This window comes from Alteromonas genovensis (genome assembly GCF_010500895.1).
In the GTDB taxonomy this organism is placed as follows: Bacteria; Pseudomonadota; Gammaproteobacteria; order Enterobacterales; family Alteromonadaceae; genus Alteromonas; species Alteromonas genovensis.
In genome coordinates, this window is record NZ_JAAAWO010000008.1 from 1 (window position 1) to 26,080 (window position 26,080).

Sequence of the window (26,080 nt, forward strand, 5' to 3'; positions counted from 1 at the left end):
CAACCTTAAATTCAAAGTTGAGCTAATTGCTCCGATTGCGATGGACGAAGGTCTACGTTTCGCAATCCGTGAAGGTGGTCGTACAGTAGGTGCTGGTGTTGTTGCGAAGATCCTAGACTAATCTAGAATCCGCAAACACTGCACAAAAAAGCGCACTTAGGTGCGCTTTTTTTATGCCTGTGCTCTAGAACTTCGGGAATAAAGCCCCGTCAAAAACACGCCGTAAAGCCATCCATGGCGGCTTCACAGCAGCGTCCCTGCTGCTGAGAGTTTTTGACGGGGCTTCATTCCCTCCTTAATCGATACAAGAAAAAGTTTGGGGATAAAGGTGGAAGCTCGCGGTGAACCCATCCCTGCTTTTATGTGAGAGCTCCGACACCGCATCCCTGCGGTGTAGGGTTTCAGAGGGCATACACTCACGCACTTCGAGGCATAATAAAAGCTTAGGAGAAAGGAAGAAACACGCCGTGAACCCGTCCCTTCTTTTTTATTAGCGGCTTCGCAGCTGCATCCATGCAGCTGAGAGTCTGAACTAAAGCTGTTTAACAGAGTAACCTTTTTGCTCAAGCAGCTTAAGAACATTGTCTTCGCCAACGAGATGGCCTGCGCCGACTAGTACAAACTCTTTATCGTCATCGCCAAACATAGCTTCTATTTGAGGGATCCAGTTCATATTGCGTTTGGTAAACACATCGTCGTAGGATTCTGGCGCTTCTTGTTTGAAGGCTTGAATAACCAGTGTGTTTAGGGCTTCTGTATCACCTGCGCGCCACGCTTTTATCGTCTGTTCAAGTTCGCTTTTAAGATCGGGTAACGTCGCCAGAGTTTCGGATATAAAGCGTTCCTCCTCACCGTCGCCTAAATTAGCAAGCATGTTAATTTGAAAGTCTAGCGACTCTAAATATTCTCTATCCTTGTTGTCTCGTTTTGCTAATTGAGTGAAGTAGGCGTCTACACCTTCGCCAGCCATTTGCGCTCGTTGCGCTTCCATTGTGACTAACATCGTCGTGACAAAACCCGGTTTAAAACTGGCTAACTGATTTGCACTAGCGCCGAAGGCAGATAAATATTGGTCTAAGGCCTTAAAGGTTTCGTCTGTTAGAGTATCTTTAAGCGTTTCCCCATTCTGGTAGGATAGCTCCATCATCATCTGTTGCTGCGCGGCAACATCGGTTGAATCAGGTAGCTCGGCCTCAAACACCACGGTGTCGCTTTGCTGATAGATGTCAGTGAATTGTGTGGGTAACGGAAACTCTGATACCGGGAGAATGTGAATAGTGCCACCGATATAGAGGGTATCACCGTTTTTTGTTACTTCCCAAATAGAGGTTCCATGGTTGCCATTAGTGGCATTTTCAGCGCTTTCAGCACTAAGCGCGGTGGTCGATAGCAACGCAAGCCCAATCCCTGCAGCCAATTTGCGAAAAGTACGTGATTTCATGTCAATTTCCTTATTAGTCGTTATTAGTCGTTATTAGTCGTTATTAGTCGCAATGTATGTCTGTAGATAAGAAATAAATGGCAACGTTGTTTGTTATTGGTTTTTCGGAGATAGTTATAACCTAAGCGCTTACTAAATAATACTGCACTTGCTCTTTTTACCAGAGCACGTTTACGAGAATATGAGTATTAGAAAGTGTTTATAAGCTTATATCTACTCACTGGTGTGTAACCACTGATGTGTATTTACTGCGGTTTAATCACTGCTGTTTAAACTGACTGGCTCAGACTGTATTCTTCTATAACGTATTCTGTAACAAGCACTCTCTGGTCGATTACCCTTCGTAAAGAGCATTTAGCAAAAAGCAGTTTTAGCGTGCTTATGTACAGAATTTAACTGCTGTGCAGGGCTTTACCTTTGAGTCAAAGCAGCATCTATCGCGCTAGGTATTTCAATATACGTATTTCAAAAAAGGGAAATAAAGGCCATGCCTGATAATACCAATAATTCATCCCTAGGCCTTAGTCGGACCATCGACACTCCTGCAAACTTAAGTGATGAAATGAAGCAGGCAATGTCGCAGTTTCCTACACCTTCTTTAAATGCCGTTAAAGCTAATTCACCGTCTACCAAAGCGCAATGGGTTGAGCAGATACACTTGGTCAACACCCAGCAAAAGAAGAAAGTAAAAGCGATGCGCAAGCAGTTTAACGTTGCCGTTGAGCTAATAAGCGTTGCGGGAGTGCACATTCGTAAGGTGACGCCTACTGATATTAGCTCGGGTTTTGAAGGTAAGGTGTATATCGACTTCCACGGTGGTGCTTATGTCTTTTTTGCAGGCCTTCCAAGCATTGAGGAGGGCATTTTAATCGCCAGCAGGTTGGGTATTGTGGTGTATTGCGTTGATTACCGCATGCCACCCTCTTCGCCGTCTCATCAAGCGTTAGATGATGCGTTTACCGCTTATTGCCATTTGAAGGATAGCTATGGTGCTAACAATATTTTTGTTGGAGGCACATCAGCAGGGGGTGGGCTGGCACTGTCACTATTGCAAAAGCTTAAGAAGCAAAGTATTAAGCTACCAATAGCGGCTTATACAGGTACGCCTTGGGCAGACTTATCTAATAACAGTGATTCGTTAGTTATCAATGAGGGCATCGATAGAATACTTGTGAGTTACCAAGGGCTGCTTAAGGCTGCGGCTATGCTGTACGCAGGTAAACATTCGCTCACAGAACCCCGCGTTTCTCCTGTGTATGGTGATTTTACTGGGTTGCCACCCACAATATTGGTGACAGGAACACGGGATTTATTTTTAAGTGACACGGTGCGAGTGAATCGCAAATTAAGGGAGTGCGGTATTCATACTCAGCTGGAGGTGTTTGAAGGGCTCTCTCATGCTGACTATTTAGTGGCGCACAATACGCCGGAATCGGTGACAGTATACAAAGAGATAAAGCAGTTTTTCTTAAACGCTATTTAGGGCGAGTCACTATTAAATGAAAGGGCGCCTTAGTCATGCTGAGGCGCCCTTTTAATCGATATCGTTGCTTGGTCTCACTATCTATTCGAAAACTCACTATCTATTCTAGATAAGTAAGGCCTAATCTTTAAGAGCCAAAAATAACTGTTAATACTGCTACCGCAACGCCTATTCCTGCAATTTTAAGCCCGTTTTTGTACATGGGTAACTTTGGCATAAACATTAAAAACGCCGACACCACAAAAAATAGCAAGCTTACGCCAAACGCGATGTTTAAGTAGAACAAAGGACTGTTGTTCGTCGCCTTGTGCAGCTTTACCATTTTAGCTAACACAATAGGGTAGTCTTTTCGTGTTAGTGTGGCTGTGCCCGATGCCTTATCGTATTCACCTATATTAAGCGTGATAGTCTCGTTGTCTTCAGCGATAACTTTTAAGCTTCTTACTTTAATAGCAGAACTCACATCTTCTGCCGATAAGTTTGCACTGAGCTGCCGAGTTTGCACCTGCTCATACTTTAAAAAGTCAGTGGGCCTGAAAATGAGCAAGACGCCGCTCAATGCATAAATTGCCATGATCCCAGATAAAAAGAAGCCCAACCATCGGTGGTACTTACGAAACGCCATGTGAAGTTTTGGAGATGCCATTTGATTTACTTTATGTGTGAAATTTGATTAATGAGACGCTTTATAAACGAGAATGATTCTTTTTTAAAGTACTAGACTGTCAATTACACGTATAAAAAGACGAATTGTGGAGCCTGTAGCAAATTCTGTGCAGTTGCAGTTAAGAGGCGAAGCCTTATCTTGAATTATTCCGATTGTTAGTGCATTGGTATGACTTGTTTGAATCGGCTTTTAGAAAGTTAGACTTTGGTCTAATATCGCCTCGCATTGTGTGTAAAAAATGCTTTAATTACGGGTTATTAGGTTTTACACATAAATAACAATACAGAGCGTACATACGTGCCTAGCCAAAACGACAGTGGGAAAACTTTATGCAGTCTATAGCTATTGTAATACTTGGGATCATCGGAATGCTTTTCGGGTGGTTTGTGTATTCAAAATTTATCGCTAACCGCATTTTCAAGTTAGACGATAATTTTGTCACGCCCGCTCATACCGAGCAGGACGGAAAAGATTTCGTGCCTACCAATAAAGTCGTGCTCTGGGGGCATCACTTTACGTCAGTTGCTGGTGCGGCTCCCATTGTAGGGCCTGCAATTGCGGTGTACTGGGGATGGGTACCCGCTGTGCTTTGGGTGGTATTTGGTACAATTCTGTTCGCTGGTGTTCACGATATGGGCGCACTGTGGGCCAGTGCTCGGCATAAAGGAAAGTCAATGGGAGCATTGTCTGAAAGCGTTATCGGTAAGCGCTCTCGCTCGTTGTTCATGATTGTAATTTTCCTCGTTCTTCTCATGGTGAATGCAGTATTTGGTGTGGTGATTGCGAATTCCTTTGTGTCCCAGCCTACGGCTGTCTTCCCTGCGTGGATGGCAATAGCGGTTGCCTTGATTATTGGTCAGCTTTTAAAACGCAATTTTGCGCTAATACCACTGTGTCTTGTGGGCATTGTCGTGCTTTATGCCTCTGTGTATGCGGGAAGCTATATTCCAATCAGCTTACCGGAGACCATGTTTGGTCTAGCGGATAAAGCCAACTGGATTGTCATCCTATTTATATACGCAGCTATTGCCTCACTGTTACCGGTATGGATGCTGCTTCAGCCACGGGACTTTATCAATGGTATGCAGTTATTAGTGGGACTGTTTTTACTCTATGGCGCTGTATTTTTCGCCATGCCTGATATCACCGCGCCGGCATTTAACATGCAAACCGCCGTTGATACACCCAGTCTTATTCCTCTTCTTTTTGTCACTATTGCCTGTGGTGCGGTGTCCGGTTTCCACGGCATTGTTGCGTCGGGTACGAGTTCAAAGCAGCTTGATAAAGAAACCGATGCGCGTTTTGTCGGTTACTTAGGTGCGGTAGGTGAAGGTTCACTGGCTCTTATTACTATTGTTGCAGTAAGCGGCGTTGCATTTGCTGCGTCTCCTGAAGAATGGCACGAAGTGTACAGTCATTTAGGTGCGGGTAGTGTAGGTGCGTTTATCACCGGGGGAGCTAATTTAATTCAGCAAGGATGGGGCTTACCGGTCGATTTCTCATCCACTATTTTAGCCGTTATGGTTGTGCTTTTTGCAGGGACTACGATGGATTCAGGTGTGCGACTTCAGCGTTATATTATTCAAGAATGGGGTGACATTTACTCAGTTGACGCACTGAAAAACGGTGTTGTAGCCACACTGCTTGCGGTGGGGTGTTGTTTATTGCTCGCCTTTGGTGCGGGCGGTGCCTCTGGGAGCGGTGGAATGATCATTTGGCCGCTATTCGGCTCAACAAATCAAATACTGGCCAGTCTTACACTGTTAGTAATATCAGTCATGCTTATCAAGCTTGGCAGACCAGCGAAGTACACACTAATTCCTATGGTGTTTGTGTTGATAATGGCCTTTTTTGCCGGGCTTATTAAATTAAAAGAGTATTACCTGGCAGAGAACTATCTATTGGTATTTCTCGACGCGGTAGTGCTGATTGTTTCTGTACTGGTCATGTTAGAAGCGTTTTCAGTGGTGTCAAAGCTTAAGAAAGACAGTAAGCGTGACACACAGTAACTCCCGTTACTTGTTCATGGTTGACCTCACGCTTTTGCTTCTAGCGAAGTACATCGGGTAGAGCACGTCAACATTTGGCCTACACATTTGTGTAGGCCTTTTTTATTTTACGCCCAAGCTCGATGGGACCCAGCCCAATAGGATCCAGCTCAATAGGAACTAGCCCAACACGCTCTCGGTTAACAGGGCTTCAATTTACACGTCCTAGTTACTCGCATTGGCCGTGCTCATTTTCTGAATAGGGCATTTTCTGGTATACTTGCTGTATACACATTAACGCACCGCTTTGTGTTTTTACGCTTTATTTCGCCTTATTTGAGGAAGCATGTCAGACATCATTCTGCTCGGCCAAAATTTTTTAGCGCTATTCATGGAATCTGCGCCATGGTTACTTCTGGGCCTCTTTGTGGCCGGAGTGATGCATGAATTGGTGCCAGTGTCTTTTCTCGAGCGTCACATGGGAAGCAACTCGATAAGGTCAATCAGTAAGGCTGCAGTAATTGGTGCCCCTTTACCTTTATGCTCTTGCGGCGTTATTCCCGCGGCGTTGGGCCTTAGGCGCAGCGGCGCTTCAAAATCCTCAACTATTTCATTTCTTGTTTCCACGCCTGAAACTGGGGTGGATAGTGTATCGGTATCGTACGCGTTACTTGGCCCATTATTCGCCATCATCAGGCCAATAGCTGCAGTGGCGAGCGCCATATACGCTGGTATTATGGTTAAAGTGTTTGGCGACTCAGACAGCAAAGTGAATAAAACAGCAGAACCCGTGAGTTCGTGTTGTGAAAGCGAAACAACAAAGCCTGTTGAGAGTAGCTCATGCTGCAGTACTAAAGCTGATGTCGCCCAGCCCTCGTCATGCTGTAGTAGTTCACAGCATGAAAGCGGTAACCATAGCATGAACGCCAACAGTACCGGTGCCGAGCTCACTGACCACTCTTTAAACGCTTTCTCAAGTTTATCTAATGCCGCAGCGTCTGCTGCTCGCGTGGCTCGTTATGCTAGCGGAAAGCTGCTTGAAGATATAGTGGTGTGGTTATTGATAGGTTTAGCACTGGCTGCTGCAATTAAAACTTGGGTGCCCACCGACTTTTTAACCCAATGGGGTGACGGCCTAGTTGCTATGTTGGTAATGGCATTTATTGGTATTCCGATGTATATCTGCGCAACGGCTTCAACGCCCTTAGCCGTTGGCTTTTTGGCTGCAGGGTTATCGCCTGGTGCAATCTTAGTGTTTCTTATGGCAGGGCCTGCAACGAATATATCTACTATGGGTATGATTAAGCAGGAAATGGGGCTGAAGACGCTTGCGCTGTATTTGTTTAGCGTGGTGTCGGCAAGTATTGCATTTGGCTATTTGCTTAACTACCTTGTGTCGGCGATGTCGCTACAAGGGTTAATTCAAACCCAATCTGCGCTCCATGAGCACGGCGGTGGAGTTCAGGTCGCTTATGCGTTGAGCGCTATTATACTCGGTGCTTTGATGCTGTGCATTGGCATCAATAAGCTTATGCAGTATCGTCACACGCAAACGCCATCATCATGCTGTCATTAAATACAAATAATCTATCAGTGCGCTTGTAACGCCTGCGATGTCCCTCATAATGTAATTCTGCGATAAAAGAATAATAACTCGCAGCTTTATCTAATCCTTATGGAAACCCTACATGCTTTTACTTATTGTGTACGTGTTCATTGCACTTGGCTTTTCGTTTCTGTGTTCAATTGCAGAAGCGGTGATCTTGAGTGTGTCTTCTGCTTATATCTCCGTACTGGAAAAAGAAAACGCGCCAAGCGGAAGGCTGCTGCGTAAACAGACCGACAATATCAACACGCCGTTGTCTGCAATTCTTACGCTAAATACGATTGCCCATACCATGGGAGCTGCCGGTGCCGGAGCGCAAGCTGCATCTGTATTTGGCGAGGCTTATATAGGTATAATTTCTGCCGTATTAACCTTACTCATCCTCGTGTTTTCTGAAATCATTCCAAAGACAGTAGGAGCAACCTACTGGCGAGCACTCGCCCCCGCTACGGCATACTTTTTAAAATACCTCGCCCTTATTTTAATGCCCTTTGTGAAAATGTCTGAGTTGCTCACCCGCGGATTTAAAGAAGACAGCCCGTTACGAGGGTTAAGTCGCAGCGAGCTTCACGCTATGGCCGAGCTATCAGGACAGGAAGGGCAACTGGCAAACCACGAAGCCTCGTTTTTACAAAGTCTGCTCAGCCTTCACGAACTTAAGGTGAAAGATGCAATAACCCATAGGACAGCGTTATTCTCTGTTTCCGAATCGATGACGGTAGAGGCTTTTTTCCACAAGCATTCTAATATCGAGTTCTCGCGTATTCCTGTGTATGAAGATAACGATTCTGAAAATATTACCGGCTACGTGATGCGTTCAGATTTGTTAGTTGCTCAAGCTCGAGGCAATACCGATAAACCGCTGTCTGAATACGCTAAGAATTTAATTACCATTTTGAATATTATGCCCTTATCGGTGACATTTGAGCACTTCATCGACAAACACGTGCATATGTTGCTGGTAGTTGACGAATATGGCGGTTTAGAAGGGGTTATTACCCTTGAAGATTTGCTAGAGCGTTTACTCGGTGTGGATATTGTCGATGAAAAAGACACAACGGTAAGTATGCGACGCTTGGCCAAAATGATGACGCGACGAAAAGAAAAAATGATGATTAAAAATGTGCCAGATGCGTCCCTTGAAAAGCAGAATAGTAAGCGCTAAGGTTAAGATTGCTGTAACACCAAAATACGAACTAGGCTGCAATTAATAGCTGTAATGGATGGCTTTAGTAATAGCATTTATAAATAGCCCTCTTTAATTAAGGATGATTAGATGAACGCTCATTTTCTTCGCTCAGTAAACCCTGTAGCTGCTTCAGGCTATGCTAATAAAGTTATTTCTCGCCGTTTACTACCTTCACTGGCTGTAGCCGGTACGCTTTTCATATGCCCTGCCGTTTTACATGCTCAAGAGCTTTCCTTACCTTGCGATGAGAAAGAAGCGCAAGTATTGGCAGAAAAGCGAGATAACGAAGTTAGAAGAATTACCGCATTTCAGCCTGCAAAACCCAAAAAACGCATTGATCCCCGTTATCCCGTTTCTGCTGCCCGAAGAGGTCAAGAGGGTTGGGTGAAAATGAGTTACGTTATTGATGAAGAGGGTAATGTACAAGATGCGGTGGTGGACGATTTTGGCGGGCATAGAGATTTTAAACGAAAAGCATTACATGCGTTAAAGCAATGGAAGTATGAGCCGGCTATAAAAAACGGCCAACCTACTCAGCAGTGCCAGCAAGCAGTACAATTCGACTTTATGTTAGATGGTAAATCCGGTGCCTCTCGTCAATTCATTGCAAAATATCGAGACATTGATGAAATGTTTCAAAACGGCGAAGTTGAAAAAGCAGAGGTGCTTCTCACGGAATTACGAGAAGAAGACACGCTGAATCATTATGAAAACGCATGGGCCGCTAATATGGATGCAACCATAGCCAGTCATCTCAAAGACTGGCGCAGAGAGCTTTCAAGCCTAAAGCGGGTAAAAGCCAGTAATGGAAGTGCATTTGGTAAAAATAGCGTGTTTAGCGAAGATCACATAGCTTATATCTTACAGCGTAGCGTTTTACTTTCTGCTGAATTAGGCTATTACGCCGATGCACTACGTATATTCGAAGACTTAACTTCATTTGAAGAGCAGCAAGAACGTATACAAGCCACACAGCCAATTATTGAAACGATAAAAGAGCAAATTGCATCAAATAAGCACATTAGCATTGATATGGAAATAGACGACAGAGAGCTTCTCTTTCATACCTTAGTGAGAAATCAGTTTGCTTTTGACAGCATAAAAGGCGATTTGGACTCGGTTGAAGTGCGTTGTCAGTCGCATCGCGAAAAATTCACGGTTGCTGAAGACCATATCTGGACAATTCCCGAGAGCTGGGGCGAATGCAGGGTAATGGTAAAAGGTGACGAAGGGACTTCCTTCGAGTTAATCGAAGTAGCGACTACAGAAGTGGCTAGCCTTAACTAGCGCTACGTGCTCCATGATCAGGATAATGATCGGCGTATATAAGAGTATAAAGTTGCATCTCGGTGTCGCTCTCTGGCTAGCCTCCAACGTTTATACGCAAACTGTAGTGGCCTTAAGGGCCGTAATTAAATGTCACTGGCAAACTGATATGAGTTTGGTAACCGGTTCCCTTCAAATAGTACGTTCATAAATTATACGTGTAAAGTGGCGATAAGATGCACATGCAAGTTAATGAAAATAATAAAGAATATATGCATGCAGTAGACTAAAGTAGCATGCAGTGGTAACGTTGCTACGCATTCAATAAGCAATGCTTTTTCGATAAGGAAATTAAAGTGAAATTTAAAAGCAAACTTGCTATTTCAATCGTCGCAGCTATCGCGGCTTCAACATCAGCATTCGCTGATGATCATTCTCAGAACGGCCCCAAGTGGGATCTTATCGAAGTTGGCTATGTTGAAGCTGACATTGACGACTTCGATTCATCGCCCTCTGGCTTCTCTGGAGCATTCTCAAAATCGCTTGGCAAAGGTTTCTACCTGACTGGGCGCTACCGTGACGTCAGTGAAGACGTCGTAGCCTTCGGCCAAAGCGTTGAACTTGACGTATCACAGCTATCACTAGGAGCAGGTTACAGTCTTCATGTAACCGACACGACAGATGTTTACGGACAGATCACTTACGAAAATCTAGAGCTAGGCGCATCCGGTGCTGGTGGTTCTGATTCTGAAGACGAGAACGGCTTTGGCGCTGAAATTGGTGTGCGCTCTATGCTAACCGAAAAATTCGAGCTTGGCGCTAAAATTGGGTACCTAGATGTAGCAGATGAATCCGAAACTACCTTCGGTGCATCAGCTTACTATTACGTGACTGACAGCTTAGCTATAGGTGCAACCTACGAGATGTGGGAAGACGTTGACTTCATGGGCCTAAATCTTCGTTACGCGTTCTAGAGCGAATATCGCAGACTAAAAAGCCCGGTATATCCGGGCTTTTTGCTATGCAATGGAGAGGCTAAATGTTATGCCTCCCAATAAAACTCTGTGAGAATACCTGATGATAAATCAACATCATCGAATGAGGTTTCAATATCATCTTCAGCAGATGTTTTACATCCACCGTGCCGCGCTGTGTCGTATTCTCTAATGTCGTCCATATTGAGTTCGCAAGGCACAGCAAAAACTTGAAAAAGGGGAAGTGTACTGAGCCAGCCGAATCACTCGTCTAAAAAAAGATTACATTCATACTTAACAGTCACGCTATCGTCTTTTCTCACAACTTTACCCACAAGCACGGAAGCAGAATTCACACTGCAATCAATCGATTGCCCTTCCCGGTTTTTCAGAGCGCTTCTTGATTGAGATTCGCTGTTGTCACCAATACAAGCAATATTGACCGTACCATCCTCATAGAGACGCTATCGGAGTTCTTCGCTTTCCATCGTAAAAAGGCCACCCGTATTAGGGGCAGGTTAACAGTAACCATCTACGCCTTTGACTTCATCAATTCGACCACCTTTGTTGTCATCGGTGGCAGTAACAAGCTCAAAAGTATGTTTGGGTAGTCGTCGTTGCCACGTATAAACCTGCTTCTCATCTTTGGCTAATAATGGGAAGCGATTTAAAACGGCGCCATATAAATTGGATGTACTTAAACATTCTTCTGAACCAGACGAACCGATGTAACGCATACCTTCTAGGCAACCAGCAGTGCTGTCTTCGGTAGAATCACTGCTGCCAAAAGTGCATTTATTAGTGGTATTGTCGAGCGCATTATGCTCGGGACAGGGTTCTGCCCCCACTTATAGTCGTCTAATCGGTATGAAATGCGTTAAAAAACCACAACAATGCCAAACAAAATGGCAGCAAGAAAATATTGTTTTTTCATTTGAGTCGTTATAAGTGAATGTGTCCATAGCATAGGCGTAATCCTATATTTTACGGTAAGTTAAGTACACACGGGATGGGGCAAGTGTTCTGACATAGCTTGTCTATCGTAGCTAGTGGCGCATCCTTGCGCCTGACAATAAGCGCTTATGGATAGAACAAGATTTGATAATCACACTCAGTGTTTGCTGGTAAATCCTCATAGTCGGCGTTGGGGTCAAAGTTGAATTTAAGCGGATAATTGGGAATGATGCCCTTGATAAAAGCCTCTTGTTGAAATTCCCATAACAAAAGCTATACGACGGAAAATTGTCTAATGAGGTTGTGATTAACGTGGTGCAGTTGATCAAGCTGCTCCCGATTTGCGCTTTCGCTAGCAATAAGTGACTGTATAGCTTGGCCCTTTTGTGATTTCAACACGCTCAGTAGCAAAGCTTTCGCGAGTTGTCATACCCGGATCGCGCAACCCATCAACAAAAACGTCGCTTCGCGCTTCATGACCACGAATGATGTAGCGATCGCCAAAGGCCTTACCATTTTCGCCAGTACCGAGGGTTACACCAGCCTGGGCAGAGAGGATATCTGCCAGATCTGTTTTACCACTTTCCTGAATTTGGTCTTGAGTAAGAACACTGATAGTTTGCGGGGTATCGACTAAATCGGCAACACGTCGAGGAGCGCCAGATTTGGCGTAACGATAAATAGACTGTTGAACGCCGTGAATACGAATAAGCTCAATGGCTTTATCTTCAGCGGCTTCACATGTTGCCGTATTGCTGTCTTGGCACTGCTCGCTGCTTGTGTTGGTTTTAGGTCCAGTGCTTTGCCCGTTGGCTTCTTGAGCATGTACTGCCGATGAGCCAAATGTTGCCGATGTGGTAAATGCTAAAGCAGCGGCGATAGTTTGCGCGCCCATGGTGAGTGTTGTGTTTTTCATTATGCATCCCTGTGTGTTGCTGAGGGTTCTCGATAAATAACCGCTGCGCTTTCTCAAAGCTTTCAGCGATAGCTTGGGCAGTGAATAAACGTAAAAAAACAGAGCTAAGTCGCGCACGAGTTAAATTTTTACATAAGATTGCGGTACACTACGGGCACAAGCGCAAAGAGCGTAAAGCGTGTACACGTGCAATTCGCACTCACCGCACAATTCAATCTCTCCTTAGCGAGTTAGCTGTAACACTCACAACATGGGTATTTCATGAAAGCGTTGGACATTAAAGGGTTAACAAAAACCTACAAAGGTGGCGTAAAGGCGTTGAAAGGCGTAGACCTCAGCGTGCAAGAGGGCGATTTTTTTGCGTTGCTTGGACCTAACGGAGCCGGTAAATCCACCACTATTGGTATTATTAGTTCACTGGTTAATCAAACCGGTGGAACGGTGTCGGTGTTTGGGTATGACCTCACCACACAAAAAGAACAAGCCAAAGCCTGTATTGGCTTAGTACCTCAGGAATTCAATTTTAATCAGTTTGAAACCGTGCTTCAAATTGTACTTAATCAAGCGGGTTACTACGGCGTGCCCCGCAGTATTGCCAAAGAGCGAGCGAAAAAATACCTCGCTAAGCTTGATCTGTGGGAAAAGCGCGATGCCCGTGCTCGTGAACTCTCAGGTGGTATGAAGCGCAGATTAATGATCGCAAGAGCGCTAATGCACGAGCCAAAGCTATTGATTCTTGATGAGCCTACGGCCGGTGTGGATATTGAGATTCGCCGGGCAATGTGGTTGTTCCTCGAAGAAATCAATCGCGCAGGTATTACCATTATACTTACCACGCATTATCTTGAAGAAGCCGAAATGCTCTGTCGCAATATCGCTATTATCAACAAAGGCACCATTGTTGAGAACACAAGCATGAAATCCTTGCTCTCAAAGCTTAACGTGGAAACTTTTGTACTCGATGTGCAGCTGCAAGAGCAAACAAATATGGACGCACTCACATTACATGGTGTTGACCACCGATGGGGAGACAACCATACGCTAGAGGTTGATGTGGAGAAGGCCGAAGGTCTTAACCCGGTATTTACTCAATTGAGTGAGCAGGGCGTTCAAGTGATGAGTATGCGCAATAAATCAAATCGGTTAGAAGAACTGTTTGTTCGCTTAGTCGAGTCAGCGAAGCAGGCGGAGTGAAGTAATGAGTAATGAAACAACACACATGAGTGAAGAGAAAAAAATTAGTTGGGTAAAACAAAACTACGTTGCGCTAACCACAATCTGGATTAAAGAGTGTACCCGATTTTTGCGTATTTGGGTGCAAACCCTTGTTCCACCTGCCATTACTATGAGTCTATACTTTGTGATTTTCGGTAGCCTTATCGGTAACCGTATTGGTCAAATGGGGGGCTTTAGCTACATGGAGTTTATTGTGCCAGGCTTAATCATGATGTCAGTGATCACAAGTTCCTATTCCAATGTGTCTTCTTCATTTTTTAGCGCTAAATTTCAGCGCAACATCGAAGAGCTATTAGTATCGCCTGTACCGACGTCTGTTATCATTCTAGGCTATGTAGGGGGCGGCGTAGCACGTGCTATTTTAATTGGTATTATGGTTACCCTAGTATCGCTATTTTTTGTTGATGTAAAAATTTATAGCTTAGGCATTATCGCTCTGACGGTACTACTTACCTCTACCTTATTCGCGACGGCGGGTCTTATTAATGCGGTTTTCGCGAAGACCTTTGACGACATCAGCGTTGTTCCTACGTTTGTACTTACTCCATTAACCTATTTGGGTGGCGTATTTTATTCTCTTTCACTGCTGCCTGAGTTTTGGCAGTGGGTAAGTAAAGCTAACCCGGTTGTGTATATGGTAAATGGATTCCGCTATGGTTTCTTAGGGGTATCTGACGTAAACATCACCTTGGCGCTCAGTTTGCTGGTGGGGTTCAACGTGTTGTTATTTAGCGTTGCTTACTACCTATTGAAAACCGGCAAAGGAATTCGTAGTTAATGTCAGACGGCAACTCTCGGTCTATTACGACAAATCAAGTGGGTGTGCACGACAAGCTGGATGAATTGGTTTTAAAGTATCAGTCTTCGGTTAACAAACGTCCGGTTGGCGAGCATACCCAAGCGGCCTTCGATGAGGTGTCTTTGTGGCTCGGCGGGTTTACTGGCCCTGTTATTTTGGACTCTTGCTGCGGTGTAGGGGAAAGCACGGCGACTATCGCTAAGGCCCACCCTGAGGCGCGTGTGATTGGCGTAGATAAGTCGGCTCAGCGAGTCGAAAAACACAGCCATTATCAAATTGAACAAGATAATTACTGTGTTATTCGCGCCGATGTAAACGATTTTTGGCGGTTAGTTCGTCAGTCCAATTGGCAGGTAGTAAAGCATTACCTCTTGTATCCCAACCCTTACCCAAAGAAGACTCAGGTACAAAAACGATGGCACGGTAGTGCGGCAATGGTGGATTTAATGGCCATTACCACCAACATTGAAGTGCGCAGCAACTGGTTAATTTATCTTATGGAATTTGCTCAGGCGGCAAAGCATTACGGCACCATTAGTGACCTCAGTGAGGTAAAAGGAGCAAATGCTATGACGCCCTTTGAGCGCAAGTACAGCGGCAGCGGCCAAACGTGCTGGAAGCTCAATTGTCGAAGCGAAGAAAGCTAGTGAGTTAAATATTTTTGCCAGCGCGAATTTCAAACTAGCTAATGCTGCTGAAGACTTGCTTGAACATTGTGCTGCACGTCGGCAACAGGCGGGCTAAACACATAGCCTTGTGCATATTTAATGGGAAGGCGTTTAACATCGTTTAAAAGCTGTTCGTTTTCAATGTGCTCTGCAATAACTGCAATGTGCTGGTGTTCACACAAGGCCAGCACATAGTCGACGTATTCTTTTACCGCGTCTTGTTGCTGATAATGTTTAATCAGTCCGCCCGCAATTTTTATTCCTCGCACTGGTAGGTTCATTAAAGCCCGAATATTCCCCGGACAAGAGCCTACGTTATCAATAAATACACCCAATCCTGTGTGCATTCCTTTATCGATAAACGACCGAAGCTGCGCCTGATTAGCTAGCGCCGTAGCTGCACTTACTTCAATGCTCGCTCTTTCAGGGTTGGGATAATCGGCAAGTTGCGCAATGAGAGAGTTGATAAGCCCGTCGTTATTCAAGTCGTTGGCAGAAATATTGATGTTCCACGGAATATTCACATTGTGGAAGTAGCTGGCGCTTTGCAAAAACATACTGGCGGCTAAGGTTTTTACATGCTGTTCCCGTTCTATCAAATAGAGAAACTCGCTAGGTAAAAACGTTTTGTCGTTTTGGGTTATTAAACGGGCAAGACACTCGTATCGCCATACGCCCTGACTATCTAAGTCTACGATAGGCTGAAAATACGGAACAATGTCGTCGATTGAAAAATCTTCAGATATTTCACGTATTGGCATAAACAAGTTTCCCCGTTTTTTCGTATTTATTCATAATTAAAATATAGCAGTAAATCTGACATATGCTCCCACTTTATGGATGGTGGTACGTTGATGGGTATAGCATAAGCATAAATGCCGCTGGTAACCACTTGGCGAAAATTGTAATCTGATGTAAAGTGCGTGCCCCTGAAAGTAATGTGGACGTGACCTGAAAGTCACGTGAAAGTTTTCAGGGTCGGCAACCATTAGACTATGTCAAAGCGATTGGTCAAAGCGAAAGACCAAAGTGAATGACCAAAGCGAATGCGCTGCTCAAACAACTGTGTATTTGATACGAAGTATTCGATACGAAATGTTCGACACAAAGTCATCGGCGCTTGGCGTGAAGTACTCGGGAAGGAGAGCAGGCAGCAGTGCTCAAATAAAAAGAGTTAGGTCGGTATCTTATAACACCACCTATGACTTTCGTTTTATGAAAAATTCGTCAGAAGCGAAACAATAACGTATAGGTTTGATGTGAGGGGTGTGTTAAGTGGGTGAAGCGCAAGTTAGTTTAGAGCACTTGTTTAGGGTCTTTACCAAGCCTGAACACAAAGACTCAAAGCTGGCTCAGATTGAGCAGCATTTATCAGACAATATCTTGGACTTTTTGTCTCAACACGTTGTGACGAAAAAGACCTCGTTGGAAGAAGTTGAAAAAGACTTTTCAGATTCTAAAGTACCAGAGTCTCCGGAGTTTGTTTCGACTCACGCAGAAAGCTTACTTGATAAGCTTGTGGCGCACTCTGTTAATACCTATTCCCCCACGTTTATTGGGCATATGACCTCTGCATTGCCTTATTTTCACCTGCCACTTTCAAAGCTCATGGTGGGGCTAAACCAGAATTTGGTTAAAATAGAGACCTCGAAAGCATTCACTCCTCTTGAACGCCAAGTTATAGGCATGATGCATAACTTGGTATACGACCAGCCAGAAGCCTTTTATGACGCTCACCTTCACAGTGCAGCACACTCACTCGGTGCATTCTGCTCTGGCGGAACCATCGCCAACATTACGGCACTCTGGGTGGCAAGAAACAAGCTTTTAGGCCCGCAAAAAGGTTTTGCAGGCGTTGCCAGAGCAGGGTTGGCAGCGGCATACCGTTTTCACAACATCAACAACATGGGCATTATGTGTAGCAAGCGCGGGCACTATTCGTTGTCGAAGGCTGTTGATGTATTGGGAATTGGTCGAGAGCAGCTTATTACTTTACCTGCGCCTCAACAAACACTCGACCCTGAGAAAGCTTTGCGCGCTGGTCAGCGTTATCAAGAAGAGGGCAATAAGTTGCTCGCTATCGTTGGCGTCGGCGGTACCACCGAGACAGGACATGTCGACCCACTCGATGAATTAGCCGATGTTGCTAAAGAGTTAGGCTGTTGGTTTCATGTAGATGCCGCGTGGGGCGGAGCTACGTTATTTTCGCCTCGCTATCGCGACCGCTTAAAAGGCATTGAGCGTGCAGACTCAGTGACAATAGATGCCCATAAACAAATGTATGTGCCCATGGGCGCTGGCATGGCGTTATTCAAAAACCCTGAAGATGCCAATGCAGTTCGACATCACGCGCAGTACATATTGCGTGCTGGTTCAAAAGATTTAGGCGCCACTACTCTTGAGGGTTCTCGCAACGGTATGGCCATGATGGTCTATTCGGCGCTGCATATTTTTGGTCGTAAGGGTTACGAGCTATTGATAGACAGCAGTATTGATAAAGCCCATGATTTTGCGGGTATGATCAATAAGGCGCAAGATTTTGAATTAACGACGAGTCCAACGCTATCACTGCTTACCTATCGGGTTTGCCCAGTAGAAGTTCAGCAAGCGCTTAAAACGGCCTCCCTAGCTATGCGAAAAGCCATTAATCAGAAGATTGATGCGTTAGTAGTTGCTGTTCAAAAGCAACAGCGTGAAGCGGGTAAGTCGTTTGTGTCTCGAACGCGTCTTGAAGCGCCAGATTATCCTACGCAGTGCATTACCGTATTTAGAGTTGTATTGGCAAATCCTTTGACTAGTCACAACGATTTAGCCGCTATTTTAGCGGAGCAGCATATTATTGCGAAGGGAACGAAAGCGTGGGCATCGCTCATTGAATTTGTTCAAAACAACGACGTGCAAAGTATTGCCTAATAAGTGCTGATAACAGCAATTTTATCAGCCCCTTTACCCATGATTTAACGGCTAATACGCCTGCCACGCATTTTGATGTACCCTCACTGACTCTTTCAGGGCAACTGCTAGCGGTTGCCCTTATAAAGCAACCTGCAAATTATCAATCAATCGAGTAGTTCCCATAAACAGCGCCACCACGATAACAAGGTGCTTATCGCCAGCGACAGGGCGTTGCAACGTATCAGCATTAACAATGCTGACATAATCGTTTTTGAAACCCTTAGCTTCAAGATTACTCACGATTGAATCGGCAATATCGCTAAATTGAGCGTTGCCTTGCTCGATTAGCGCTTTTGCTCGCGTCATTTCTTGGTAGATAAAGCTGGCGGTTGCCTTTTGCTCATGGCTTAAATAACCATTGCGAGAGCTCATGGCAAGTCCGGATGCTTCGCGCTGCGTCGCTACGCCGTGCACGTTAACCGACATGGAAAGGTCGCGTACCATTGTACGAATAACTTGAAGCTGCTGAAAATCCTTTTCACCGAAAAAGGCATCATCAGGCTGCACCATATTAAATAGCTTACTGACCACGGTGGCTACACCGCGAAAATGGCCGGGGCGGCTTGCGCCACACAGGACATCTGATATACCCGGCACTTCCACATAAGTTTGTGCTTTTAGGCCGCACGGGTACATATCGCTCACGCTGGGTAAAAACACGGCATCAACGCCGTCGTTAACCAACTTAGCTTTGTCTTCTTCTATGGTTCTTGGGTAGGCATCAAGGTCTTCATTTTCGCCAAACTGCATGGGGTTAACAAAAATACTCACAATAACCACATCGTTATGTGATTTAGCGCGTTTCACCAATTGAAGGTGTCCATCGTGAAGGTTTCCCATAGTAGGAACAAAACCAACCGAGCGGCCTGTGCGTTTGCAATCGCTGACTACTTCGCGAAGCGATGCAATATCACTAATCACCTTCATAAAAACCTCATTGTTTAAGCTGTATTATTTAAGCCTGAATTTCAAGTTGAGCCTGACTCTCAAAACTGTATCAATCTAGCGTGCTATTCGAAACTATGTTCAGTAGAGGGAAATTTGCCACGCTCAACGTCGTCGATATACTGCGCCACGGCTTTACGCATGTCCCCAGTCTCAACGAGGTAATTCTTAGAGAACTTAGGCATGTAGTTTGCGCTAATGCCAAACATATCGTGCATAACTAAAATTTGCCCGTCGGTGTCTTTGCCAGCGCCAATACCGATAACGGGTATAGTGAGGGTCTCACTAATTAACTTACCGAGCGACGAAGGAACGCATTCAAGCACCAGTAACTGTATACCAGCGGCTTCTAGGGCTTTAGCCTCTTGAACAAGCTTTTGGGCTTGCTCATCGTCGCGACCTTGTACTTTAAAGCCACCGAATACATGCACAGACTGCGGCGTTAAGCCTAAATGACCACACACAGGCACACCTCGTAGGTTAAGCCCCGCAATGGTGTCACACAGCCAGCTTCCGCCTTCCATCTTAACCATGCTTGCGCCAGCTGCCATAAGAGTTGCCGCATTGCCGTAGGTTTGCTCAGCCGTGGCGTAAGACATAAACGGCATGTCAGCAATTACAAAAGCACGTTGAGTGCCTTTTCGAACGCTTTTGGTGTGATAGGCAATATCGTCTATTGTCACTGGGAGAGTGTCATCTTCGCCTTGTAAAACCATGCCCAGTGAATCGCCAATTAACAACGCATCAATGCCTTGCTCATCAAACATTTTGGCAAAGCTGGCATCGTAAGCGGTTAAAGAGGTAATCTTTTCACCGGCTTGCTTTTTTTTGAGCAGGCCAGAAACAGTAACTTTCTTCATAACAAGGTCCAGATGTTTTTATCAAGAGGGGAACTATACGGATTTCGCTGTTAATTGGAAGCGCGCAGGCGTCTGAGGCCGTCTAGCGAACAGTTAGCTACCCAGTTTGCAATGGGCTTGCCGTCTTTCATTACCATGGTAGGGGCAATTTCAAATAGCGGCACCATTACAAATTCTCTTTCGGCCATTCCATAGTGTGGAATAATTAAGTCAGCGGTATCGATATGTTCACTGCCGTAAAGCAAAATATCTAAATCGAGAGTACGAGGGCCCCATCTATCGCCTTTTCGCTCTCTTCCACATTCAAGCTCTATGCTCTGCAATTGCTTTAATAGGCTGTGAGGTTTAAGGGTGGTTTCTATCAGGCACACGGCATTAATGTAATCGGGCTGATCTTGGGGGCCCATTGGCTTACTGGCATACAGCGATGAGGTTTTCAGTAAACGAGTACCTTCAAGATTATCGATGGCGTCAAAAGCATCTGCAGCTTGCTGCTCGCTGTCGCCCAAATTACTTCCTATACCAATGTACACATGCTCTTTAAGCATCAGAATCTCTCTTAACCGGACGACGTTTGCGTTTGCGCGGCGCACCCTTACCTGCGCTATCAGCTCGTTTTAGGGCGTTAAGCATGCCTTTTTGCTTACCACTTTCAGCATGCTGGAAATGTGTCCACCACTGTGCAAGCTCTAACAAATCACCACCTTCAGTTTGACCTCTTGCGAGTAAGAAATCATAGCCAGCTCTAAACTTAGGGTGAGTAAGTAACTGAAAAGCGCGACGACCAAAGCGTTTAGGGAGACGCTGCTGCAAGATCCAAATGTCTCGCATCACGGTGGAAAAACGCTTGGGGATCATGATGCGCTGGGTTTGCTTAGCAATGACTTCACTTGAGGCAATATTAAAGGCGTCGTGGGCATTTAACCCAGATTCCAACTGCAGGCGTTGTGATTGCTCTTCAACGGGGTACCATAATAATGCGGCATACAAGAACGCGGGGGTCACCCTTTGCTCGTTGTTAATTCTTTCATCGGTATTGGCAAGTACGTGACGCACAAACTGCATTTCTTTGCTGTTTTCGTCTTTTAAAAAAGGCGCTAATTGAGGGAATAGTTGGTCGATAAGATCGTATTCGCGCATCATTAAAAACGTTTCTTCGCCCTTACCGGATAAAAACAATTTCAGTGTTTCTTCAAAGAGGCGCGCAGGTGGAATATTTTGAAGCAAGCTCGCCAAGCTTTTAATAGGCACAGCTGTCGATGTTTCAATACGCATAGACAGCTTAACGGCAAAGCGAACGGCACGAAGCATACGAACAGGGTCTTCGCGATAGCGAGTCTCCGGGTCGCCCATTAACGCCACTTCGCGTTTTTCAATCGCAGCCAGACCGTTAGCAAAGTCTTTTACCGTAAAATCAGCCACGCTGTAATACATGGCGTTAAAGGTGAAATCTCGGCGCTCTGCATCTTCTTCAATAGAGCCAAATACGTTATCTCTAACAAGCTGCCCTTGCGCGTCTTGTGAGCCCGTGGCTTTATTTTTTGGAACAGTTTCGCTTTCATCCGTTTCTTGGTGGTGGCCACGGAAGGTCGCTACTTCAATAATTTCTCTGCCGAATACAATATGGGCAAGGCGAAACCGGCGGCCTATTAAGCGGCAATTCCGAAACAGCCCTTTTATCTGCTCAGGTGTAGCGTTGGTAACCACATCAAAATCTTTTGGTTCGTACCCCATCAAAATGTCGCGAACACAGCCCCCGACTAAATAAGACTCGAAGCCTGCTCCGTTAAGGCGATACATGACTTTTAACGCATTAGCACTGATATCTTCACGAGAAATACCATGCTCACCTCGAGTCATTACTCGGGGTTGTAATGCTTTGTCAGACGAGCCTTCTTTTGAGAATGCACGCTTAACAGATTTGAAAACACGATGAATGATGGTGGTATCTCCGCAATATATTAAGGAACGCTATAATAAGTGGATTCATGCTGAGGAACAATAATTTCGGGTGTTTTCACTACTTTTTTCCTGTCCCATAGAGAAACAGCGAAAGACAGTAGTGAGTCTATTGAGTTGAAATCTTGACGTTTAACCTCGTCGAAGCCCAAAAAGTGCAGGGCGCGAACTATATTTTCTAATGCTGTAGTGTTGTCGATAGGAGTGGCATGGTTCTGTTTACTCAGCTTTCTCCCTGGGGCTATCGCGGCCACCGGAACATGGCCATATTCCAATGGTTGATAGCCAAGTGACTGATGCACGCAGCGATGAAGCGGCGTTACGTCAATCAAATCGCACCCTCTTATGACATGTGTCACACCCTGAAAAACATCGTCTAGCACAACCACTAAGTTATAGGAGAACAGCTGGTCTCTGCGCTTTATTGTTATGTCTTCTACTCTCTGCTTTTCTACTCTGCGATCTTCTATTCTATGGCCGGCGCTGGCCAATTTTTGATGAGGTGCTGATACTTCGCCCATGATCAAATCAGTGAAAGACGCCAATTCAGTATCCAGTTTCAGCCGAATAGCAAGCTGGTCGTTGGAAGGTGTTAAACCTTTATCTCTACAGTGGCCATTATAAGTGCCGCCCATTGCCTTAATCATTTTGCGAGTGCAGCTGCAGTAGTACGCCTGCTCATGGTGTAGCAGCGCATCCACTACCTCTTGGTAACGGGAGTGCTGCTGACTTTGATACATGACTTCACCGTCCCATTGCAAACCGTGGGCTTCAAGGGAATGTAAAATAGCGGTATCAGTGCCTGCAATACAGCGCGGCTCGTCGATATCTTCCATTCGCACCAGCCATTTGCCATGACAATGTTTTGCATCAAGGTAACTGGCTAGGGCGGTAACCAGCGAGCCAAAGTGAAGCTGACCGGAAGGCGAAGGGGCAAAACGGCCTGTGTATTTTGGAGTAGAGTCTAAGTCGCTTTTTGAATGCTGGTTTGAATGCTGGTTTGAACGGTGCTTTACGACATTAGGCATTGTTATACGCCCTTACAAACGCGCTTTTCACGATGGATAGAAAAAAAGACAAAGGCAAAAGAATCAGAAAGTAGTATCGAGCGCGCTGATAAGCGAGTCTGTTTGGAGGAAAGTAAGAAATGCTAAAAAGCCTCATCAATAAACGATGAGGCCTTTTGAAAAACGATGCTGCCAAAAAACACATCAACATCAGCGTTGATATTATTAGCTTAAATATAAGTACTAGCATCAAACCTGGCGATCGCACTACCGTCTGTAATAAGACGATGATGACAAATTAGCCTTGAAGCTGCTTTTCTTTAATCTCAGCCATCGTTTTACAGTCAATGCATAAGTCGGCAGTTGGACGGGCTTCTAAACGGCGAATACCAATCTCGATACCGCACTGGTCGCAGAAGCCAAAATCGTCTTCTTCAATACGCTTGAGTGTTTTTTCAATTTTTTTGATAAGTTTGCGCTCACGGTCACGGGTACGCAACTCCAAGCTAAACTCTTCTTCTTGCGCTGCACGGTCGACGGGGTCAGGAAAGTTCGCTGCCTCGTCCTTCATGTGCGTTACAGTACGGTCAACTTCTTCGCGAAGCTGATTACGCCATGCTCTAAGTAGAAGACGAAAGTGTTCCATTTGAGCATCGCCCATGTACTCTTCGTCTGCTTTTGGCTGATAAGGCTGTAAACCTGCCAGCGCTAATAGTCCTAAGGATTTTGTCTCTTTTCCTGTTGGCATGTGCCACATCTCCTACACTACGACATCCATATTGTCCTAATTCAACCGATATCTATATCAGACTCGATAGCCTCAGGCAATCAATTGTGTCTATGTAATTATTATGCTGGTATCTCTTTATACGATTGGCCAGCTTGGCTCCCATCAAACGCGTTAGTGCGTTCACCCGCCAAAACAAGGCGCAAATATGAAGCCGAAATGAAAAAAATCAACCTATTTTTTACAAAATAATAGGTAGTGATTGATTTACCTCGATTTTTTGTTCATTAATCGCGCAGGCCATTGCTAAAATATTGACACCTGCACGGGCCGCGGTTGTTACGCTTTCTGCATAACGAGGATCAATGTGCTCTGCAATTCGCACCGAGGTTATTGCAGTATGCTGTACGCAAAAGAGCAAGGTGGTTTTAATACCCTCGTCAGCTAGTCGCGCTAATTCAAGACAATGCTTCGCTCCCCGCTGCGTCACTGCGTCGGGAAAGTAACCTTGATGCCTTTCGGCTAGGGTGACAGATTTCACTTCCATGTATTCAACGGTATTGTCTCTTGTCAGTGCGAAATCAAACCGGCTGTTAGCAGTTGGAGGTGTTACTTCTGCTTTCCAGTCTGAAATATCAGAAAATTCTTCAATTACCTTGTTATTCAGTGCTTCTGCCACCAACTTATTAGCATTGTGAGTATTGATACCAATAAAGTGGTCATCAAAGGTTTTAGCAACTTCCCACGTGTACTTGAGTTTGCGTTTTGGGTTGTTGGACTCACTTAAAAAGACGGTATAACCTGGCTCGGCGCAGCCTGTCATGCCACCGGTATTCGGACAATGGGCCGTTACAACTTGGCCGTCTTCTAGTTCAACGTCGGCAAGAAAGCGTTTGTACCGTTTAATGAGTGTGCCGCGTATAAGCGGTGATGAGAAATTCATGATTCTCCTTAATTGAGAGAACAAATGTTGTTTTACGTACTGGAAGCTATTACTGGCTAAGGCTTTCGACACTCGCCTTAGCGACAGATACGACAACAAAGCGAACAATAGTATATAAGGATTAAAACATAATGGCAGAATTTACCGTAAGTCTTTCTACTCAATCAGCTAACCCGTCGTGGGGAGATAACGCTAAGCTTTCTTTCACAGAGTCAGGTGCTGTAATTCACTTGCCCGATGACAGCGCCAATGAGCGCACTATTCAACAAGCTGCACGGAAGCTTGATGGTCTCAGCTTGCCAGGCGTTACGCTAGCGGGTGAATGGAGCAAAGAGCAGCAGTGGGCCTTTGCCTTAAGTTTCACTAGAGCAAGAAAACCCGCGAGTATTACTTGGGCAAATAGCACCGACAAAGCGACGTTAGAGCAAGAATATGCGGCCTTATTATTCACTCGACAGCTTGTCAATGACACGCCAGAAGATTTGAGCCCTGAAACATTAGCCCAGCGCGCCGCTGATTGGCTTAAGTCACTGGGTAAAGACAACGTTAATTACACCATGACGGTAGGCGAAGAGCTGAAAAACGAGGGTTGGGTAGGCATTTATAATGTGGGTAGAGGGAGCGAGCGTCCGCCGGCGATGCTTGTGCTTGACTACAACCCAACAGGCAACGCCGATGCACCCATAGATGCTGTATTAGTCGGTAAGGGTATTACTTTTGATAGCGGTGGTTACAGCATAAAATCAAGTGAAGGTATGCTTGATATGAAATGCGATATGGGCGGTGCTGCAACGGTAACAGGAGCACTTGGTTTAGCCATTACACAAGGGATTGAAAAGCGTATTCAACTGATATTGTGTTGCGCTGAAAACCTTATCAGTGGTCACGCTTACAAGTTGGGTGATGTGCTAACTTATAAAAATGGTGTGACGGTAGAAGTAGTGAATACCGATGCTGAAGGACGACTGGTACTGGCTGATGGTCTAATGGCGGCTACAGACACTGGCGCGCCATTAATTATTGATGCTGCAACACTGACCGGAGCCGCAATGGTTGCGTTAGGTTCAGATTATCACGCTGTATTTTCGATGGATGATAATGCAAAAGAGCAGATGCTCAATGCTGCTAAAGCAGAAAACGAGCGTTTTTGGGCATTACCACTAGAGCCTTTCCACGCAGATCGCTGTCCATCGGCCTTTGCTGATACCGCAAACAGTCGTCCAATGAAAGGCGGCGGTGGTGGCGGTGCGTCGAACGCGGCAGGATTTTTATCGCGCTTTGTAAAGCCTGAAGGCTGGATTCATTTAGATTTGGCCGCAGCGTATCACGGTGGTGCGACTGCTGAGATGCCTGTTGGGGCCACGGCGAAGGGCATTCGCACTATTGCAAGAATGCTTCACGACTTTAACGCATAGGTTGTTAACGCTTGTGCTGATAGTAAGCACAAGCGAGAAGTACACGTTTTAAATGCCAAAAAAGGAGCTGTAGATGCAGCTC

The 26,080-nt window shown here is 45.3% G+C and carries 24 protein-coding genes and 1 pseudogene; 12 read left to right on the top strand and 13 right to left on the bottom strand.

All coding sequences use genetic code 11. The annotated features are described in order from the left end of the window. A partial coding sequence (locus GTQ48_RS11380) for an EF-Tu C-terminal domain-related protein (protein WP_163106822.1) occupies positions 1–121 on the top strand: 121 nt, incomplete at its 5' end. A gap of 411 nt (positions 122–532) precedes the next feature. Here the strand turns inward: GTQ48_RS11380 and GTQ48_RS11385 are convergent. Then, a complete protein-coding gene (locus GTQ48_RS11385) occupies positions 533–1,441 on the bottom strand; it encodes a TraB/GumN family protein (protein ID WP_163106823.1) in 909 nt (302 codons plus the stop codon). A 487-nt stretch (positions 1,442–1,928) separates the two neighbouring features. On the opposite strand from GTQ48_RS11385, the gene GTQ48_RS11390 reads away from it, so the two are divergent. After that, positions 1,929–2,924, top strand: a complete 996-nt coding sequence (locus GTQ48_RS11390) for an alpha/beta hydrolase (RefSeq protein ID WP_163106824.1) — start codon at positions 1,929–1,931, stop codon at positions 2,922–2,924. 127 nt (positions 2,925–3,051) lie between these two features. Here GTQ48_RS11390 and GTQ48_RS11395 read toward each other — a convergent pair whose 3' ends face one another. Next, positions 3,052–3,570: a PepSY domain-containing protein gene (locus GTQ48_RS11395; protein WP_163106825.1), complete on the bottom strand. Its 519-nt coding sequence runs from the start codon at positions 3,568–3,570 to the stop codon at positions 3,052–3,054. A 350-nt stretch (positions 3,571–3,920) separates the two neighbouring features. On the opposite strand from GTQ48_RS11395, the gene GTQ48_RS11400 reads away from it, so the two are divergent. From GTQ48_RS11400 to GTQ48_RS11420, 5 genes are all read left to right on the top strand, one after another. Next, positions 3,921–5,600 (top strand): carbon starvation CstA family protein, encoded by a 1,680-nt coding sequence (locus GTQ48_RS11400; RefSeq protein WP_163106826.1) that lies wholly within the window; start codon positions 3,921–3,923, stop codon positions 5,598–5,600. A gap of 325 nt (positions 5,601–5,925) precedes the next feature. Then, entirely contained in the window at positions 5,926–7,155 is a 1,230-nt protein-coding gene (locus GTQ48_RS11405; RefSeq protein ID WP_163106827.1) for an SO_0444 family Cu/Zn efflux transporter, read from the top strand. Positions 7,156–7,267: 112 nt separating this feature from the next. Beyond that, positions 7,268–8,350, top strand: coding sequence for a CNNM domain-containing protein (locus tag GTQ48_RS11410; protein ID WP_163106828.1), 1,083 nt, complete (start codon positions 7,268–7,270; stop codon positions 8,348–8,350). 111 nt (positions 8,351–8,461) lie between these two features. Further along, a complete protein-coding gene (locus GTQ48_RS11415; RefSeq protein ID WP_163106829.1) occupies positions 8,462–9,661 on the top strand; it encodes an energy transducer TonB in 1,200 nt (399 codons plus the stop codon). Positions 9,662–9,996: 335 nt separating this feature from the next. After that, positions 9,997–10,614, top strand: coding sequence for an outer membrane beta-barrel protein (locus tag GTQ48_RS11420; protein WP_163106830.1), 618 nt, complete (start codon positions 9,997–9,999; stop codon positions 10,612–10,614). A 68-nt stretch (positions 10,615–10,682) separates the two neighbouring features. Here the strand turns inward: GTQ48_RS11420 and GTQ48_RS17830 are convergent, their stop codons facing one another. The 3 genes and pseudogenes from GTQ48_RS17830 to GTQ48_RS11435 all read right to left on the bottom strand — a co-directional run. Beyond that, positions 10,683–10,817 carry a hypothetical protein gene (locus GTQ48_RS17830; RefSeq protein WP_275405636.1) on the bottom strand — a complete coding sequence of 45 codons (135 nt, stop codon included), beginning with the start codon at positions 10,815–10,817 and terminating at the stop codon, positions 10,683–10,685. A 315-nt stretch (positions 10,818–11,132) separates the two neighbouring features. Continuing rightward, the gene (locus GTQ48_RS11425; protein WP_163106831.1) at positions 11,133–11,462 is read right to left on the bottom strand and encodes a hypothetical protein; all 330 of its coding nucleotides are present in this window, start codon (positions 11,460–11,462) and stop codon (positions 11,133–11,135) included. Positions 11,463–11,935: 473 nt separating this feature from the next. Next, positions 11,936–12,484: pseudogene (locus GTQ48_RS11435) on the bottom strand (TonB-dependent receptor plug domain-containing protein); the annotation flags it as partial. Between the two features lie 261 nt (positions 12,485–12,745). On the opposite strand from GTQ48_RS11435, the gene GTQ48_RS11440 reads away from it, so the two are divergent. From GTQ48_RS11440 to trmB, 3 genes are read left to right on the top strand one after another with little or no spacing between them, the layout of a single operon-like run. Beyond that, on the top strand, positions 12,746–13,678 hold the full coding sequence (locus tag GTQ48_RS11440) for an ABC transporter ATP-binding protein (RefSeq protein ID WP_163106833.1): 933 nt from the start codon (positions 12,746–12,748) through the stop codon (positions 13,676–13,678). A 4-nt stretch (positions 13,679–13,682) separates the two neighbouring features. After that, the gene (locus GTQ48_RS11445; RefSeq protein WP_200883166.1) at positions 13,683–14,498 is read left to right on the top strand and encodes an ABC transporter permease; all 816 of its coding nucleotides are present in this window, start codon (positions 13,683–13,685) and stop codon (positions 14,496–14,498) included. Beyond that, a complete protein-coding gene (trmB, locus tag GTQ48_RS11450) occupies positions 14,498–15,166 on the top strand; it encodes a tRNA (guanine(46)-N(7))-methyltransferase TrmB (RefSeq protein ID WP_163106834.1) in 669 nt (222 codons plus the stop codon). The genes GTQ48_RS11445 and trmB overlap by 1 nt, the downstream gene beginning before the upstream one ends. A gap of 38 nt (positions 15,167–15,204) precedes the next feature. Here trmB and GTQ48_RS11455 read toward each other — a convergent pair whose 3' ends face one another. Continuing rightward, positions 15,205–15,948, bottom strand: a complete 744-nt coding sequence (locus GTQ48_RS11455; RefSeq protein ID WP_163106835.1) for an EAL domain-containing protein — start codon at positions 15,946–15,948, stop codon at positions 15,205–15,207. 514 nt (positions 15,949–16,462) lie between these two features. On the opposite strand from GTQ48_RS11455, the gene panP reads away from it, so the two are divergent. Next, entirely contained in the window at positions 16,463–18,100 is a 1,638-nt protein-coding gene (gene panP / locus GTQ48_RS11460; protein WP_163106836.1) for a pyridoxal-dependent aspartate 1-decarboxylase PanP, read from the top strand. 120 nt (positions 18,101–18,220) lie between these two features. Here the strand turns inward: panP and panC are convergent, their stop codons facing one another. The 7 genes from panC to sfsA all read right to left on the bottom strand — a co-directional run bounded on the left by panC (position 18,221) and on the right by sfsA (position 24,583). Next, a complete protein-coding gene (panC, locus tag GTQ48_RS11465) occupies positions 18,221–19,069 on the bottom strand; it encodes a pantoate--beta-alanine ligase (protein WP_163106837.1) in 849 nt (282 codons plus the stop codon). Positions 19,070–19,152: 83 nt separating this feature from the next. After that, positions 19,153–19,947, bottom strand: a complete 795-nt coding sequence (panB, locus tag GTQ48_RS11470; RefSeq protein ID WP_163106838.1) for a 3-methyl-2-oxobutanoate hydroxymethyltransferase — start codon at positions 19,945–19,947, stop codon at positions 19,153–19,155. A 50-nt stretch (positions 19,948–19,997) separates the two neighbouring features. Then, entirely contained in the window at positions 19,998–20,495 is a 498-nt protein-coding gene (gene folK / locus GTQ48_RS11475) for a 2-amino-4-hydroxy-6-hydroxymethyldihydropteridine diphosphokinase (protein ID WP_163106839.1), read from the bottom strand. Further along, positions 20,488–21,807 carry a polynucleotide adenylyltransferase PcnB gene (pcnB, locus tag GTQ48_RS11480; RefSeq protein WP_163106840.1) on the bottom strand — a complete coding sequence of 440 codons (1,320 nt, stop codon included), beginning with the start codon at positions 21,805–21,807 and terminating at the stop codon, positions 20,488–20,490. The genes folK and pcnB overlap by 8 nt, the downstream gene beginning before the upstream one ends. Before the next feature lie 101 nt (positions 21,808–21,908). Next, the gene (gene gluQRS, locus GTQ48_RS11485) at positions 21,909–22,934 is read right to left on the bottom strand and encodes a tRNA glutamyl-Q(34) synthetase GluQRS (RefSeq protein WP_163106841.1); all 1,026 of its coding nucleotides are present in this window, start codon (positions 22,932–22,934) and stop codon (positions 21,909–21,911) included. A gap of 277 nt (positions 22,935–23,211) precedes the next feature. Continuing rightward, on the bottom strand, positions 23,212–23,661 hold the full coding sequence (gene dksA, locus GTQ48_RS11490) for an RNA polymerase-binding protein DksA (protein ID WP_163106842.1): 450 nt from the start codon (positions 23,659–23,661) through the stop codon (positions 23,212–23,214). A 220-nt stretch (positions 23,662–23,881) separates the two neighbouring features. Further along, positions 23,882–24,583: a DNA/RNA nuclease SfsA gene (gene sfsA / locus GTQ48_RS11495; RefSeq protein ID WP_163106843.1), complete on the bottom strand. Its 702-nt coding sequence runs from the start codon at positions 24,581–24,583 to the stop codon at positions 23,882–23,884. A gap of 131 nt (positions 24,584–24,714) precedes the next feature. On the opposite strand from sfsA, the gene pepB reads away from it, so the two are divergent. Next, entirely contained in the window at positions 24,715–25,998 is a 1,284-nt protein-coding gene (gene pepB / locus GTQ48_RS11500; protein ID WP_163106844.1) for an aminopeptidase PepB, read from the top strand. Positions 25,999–26,080 lie beyond the last annotated feature (82 nt).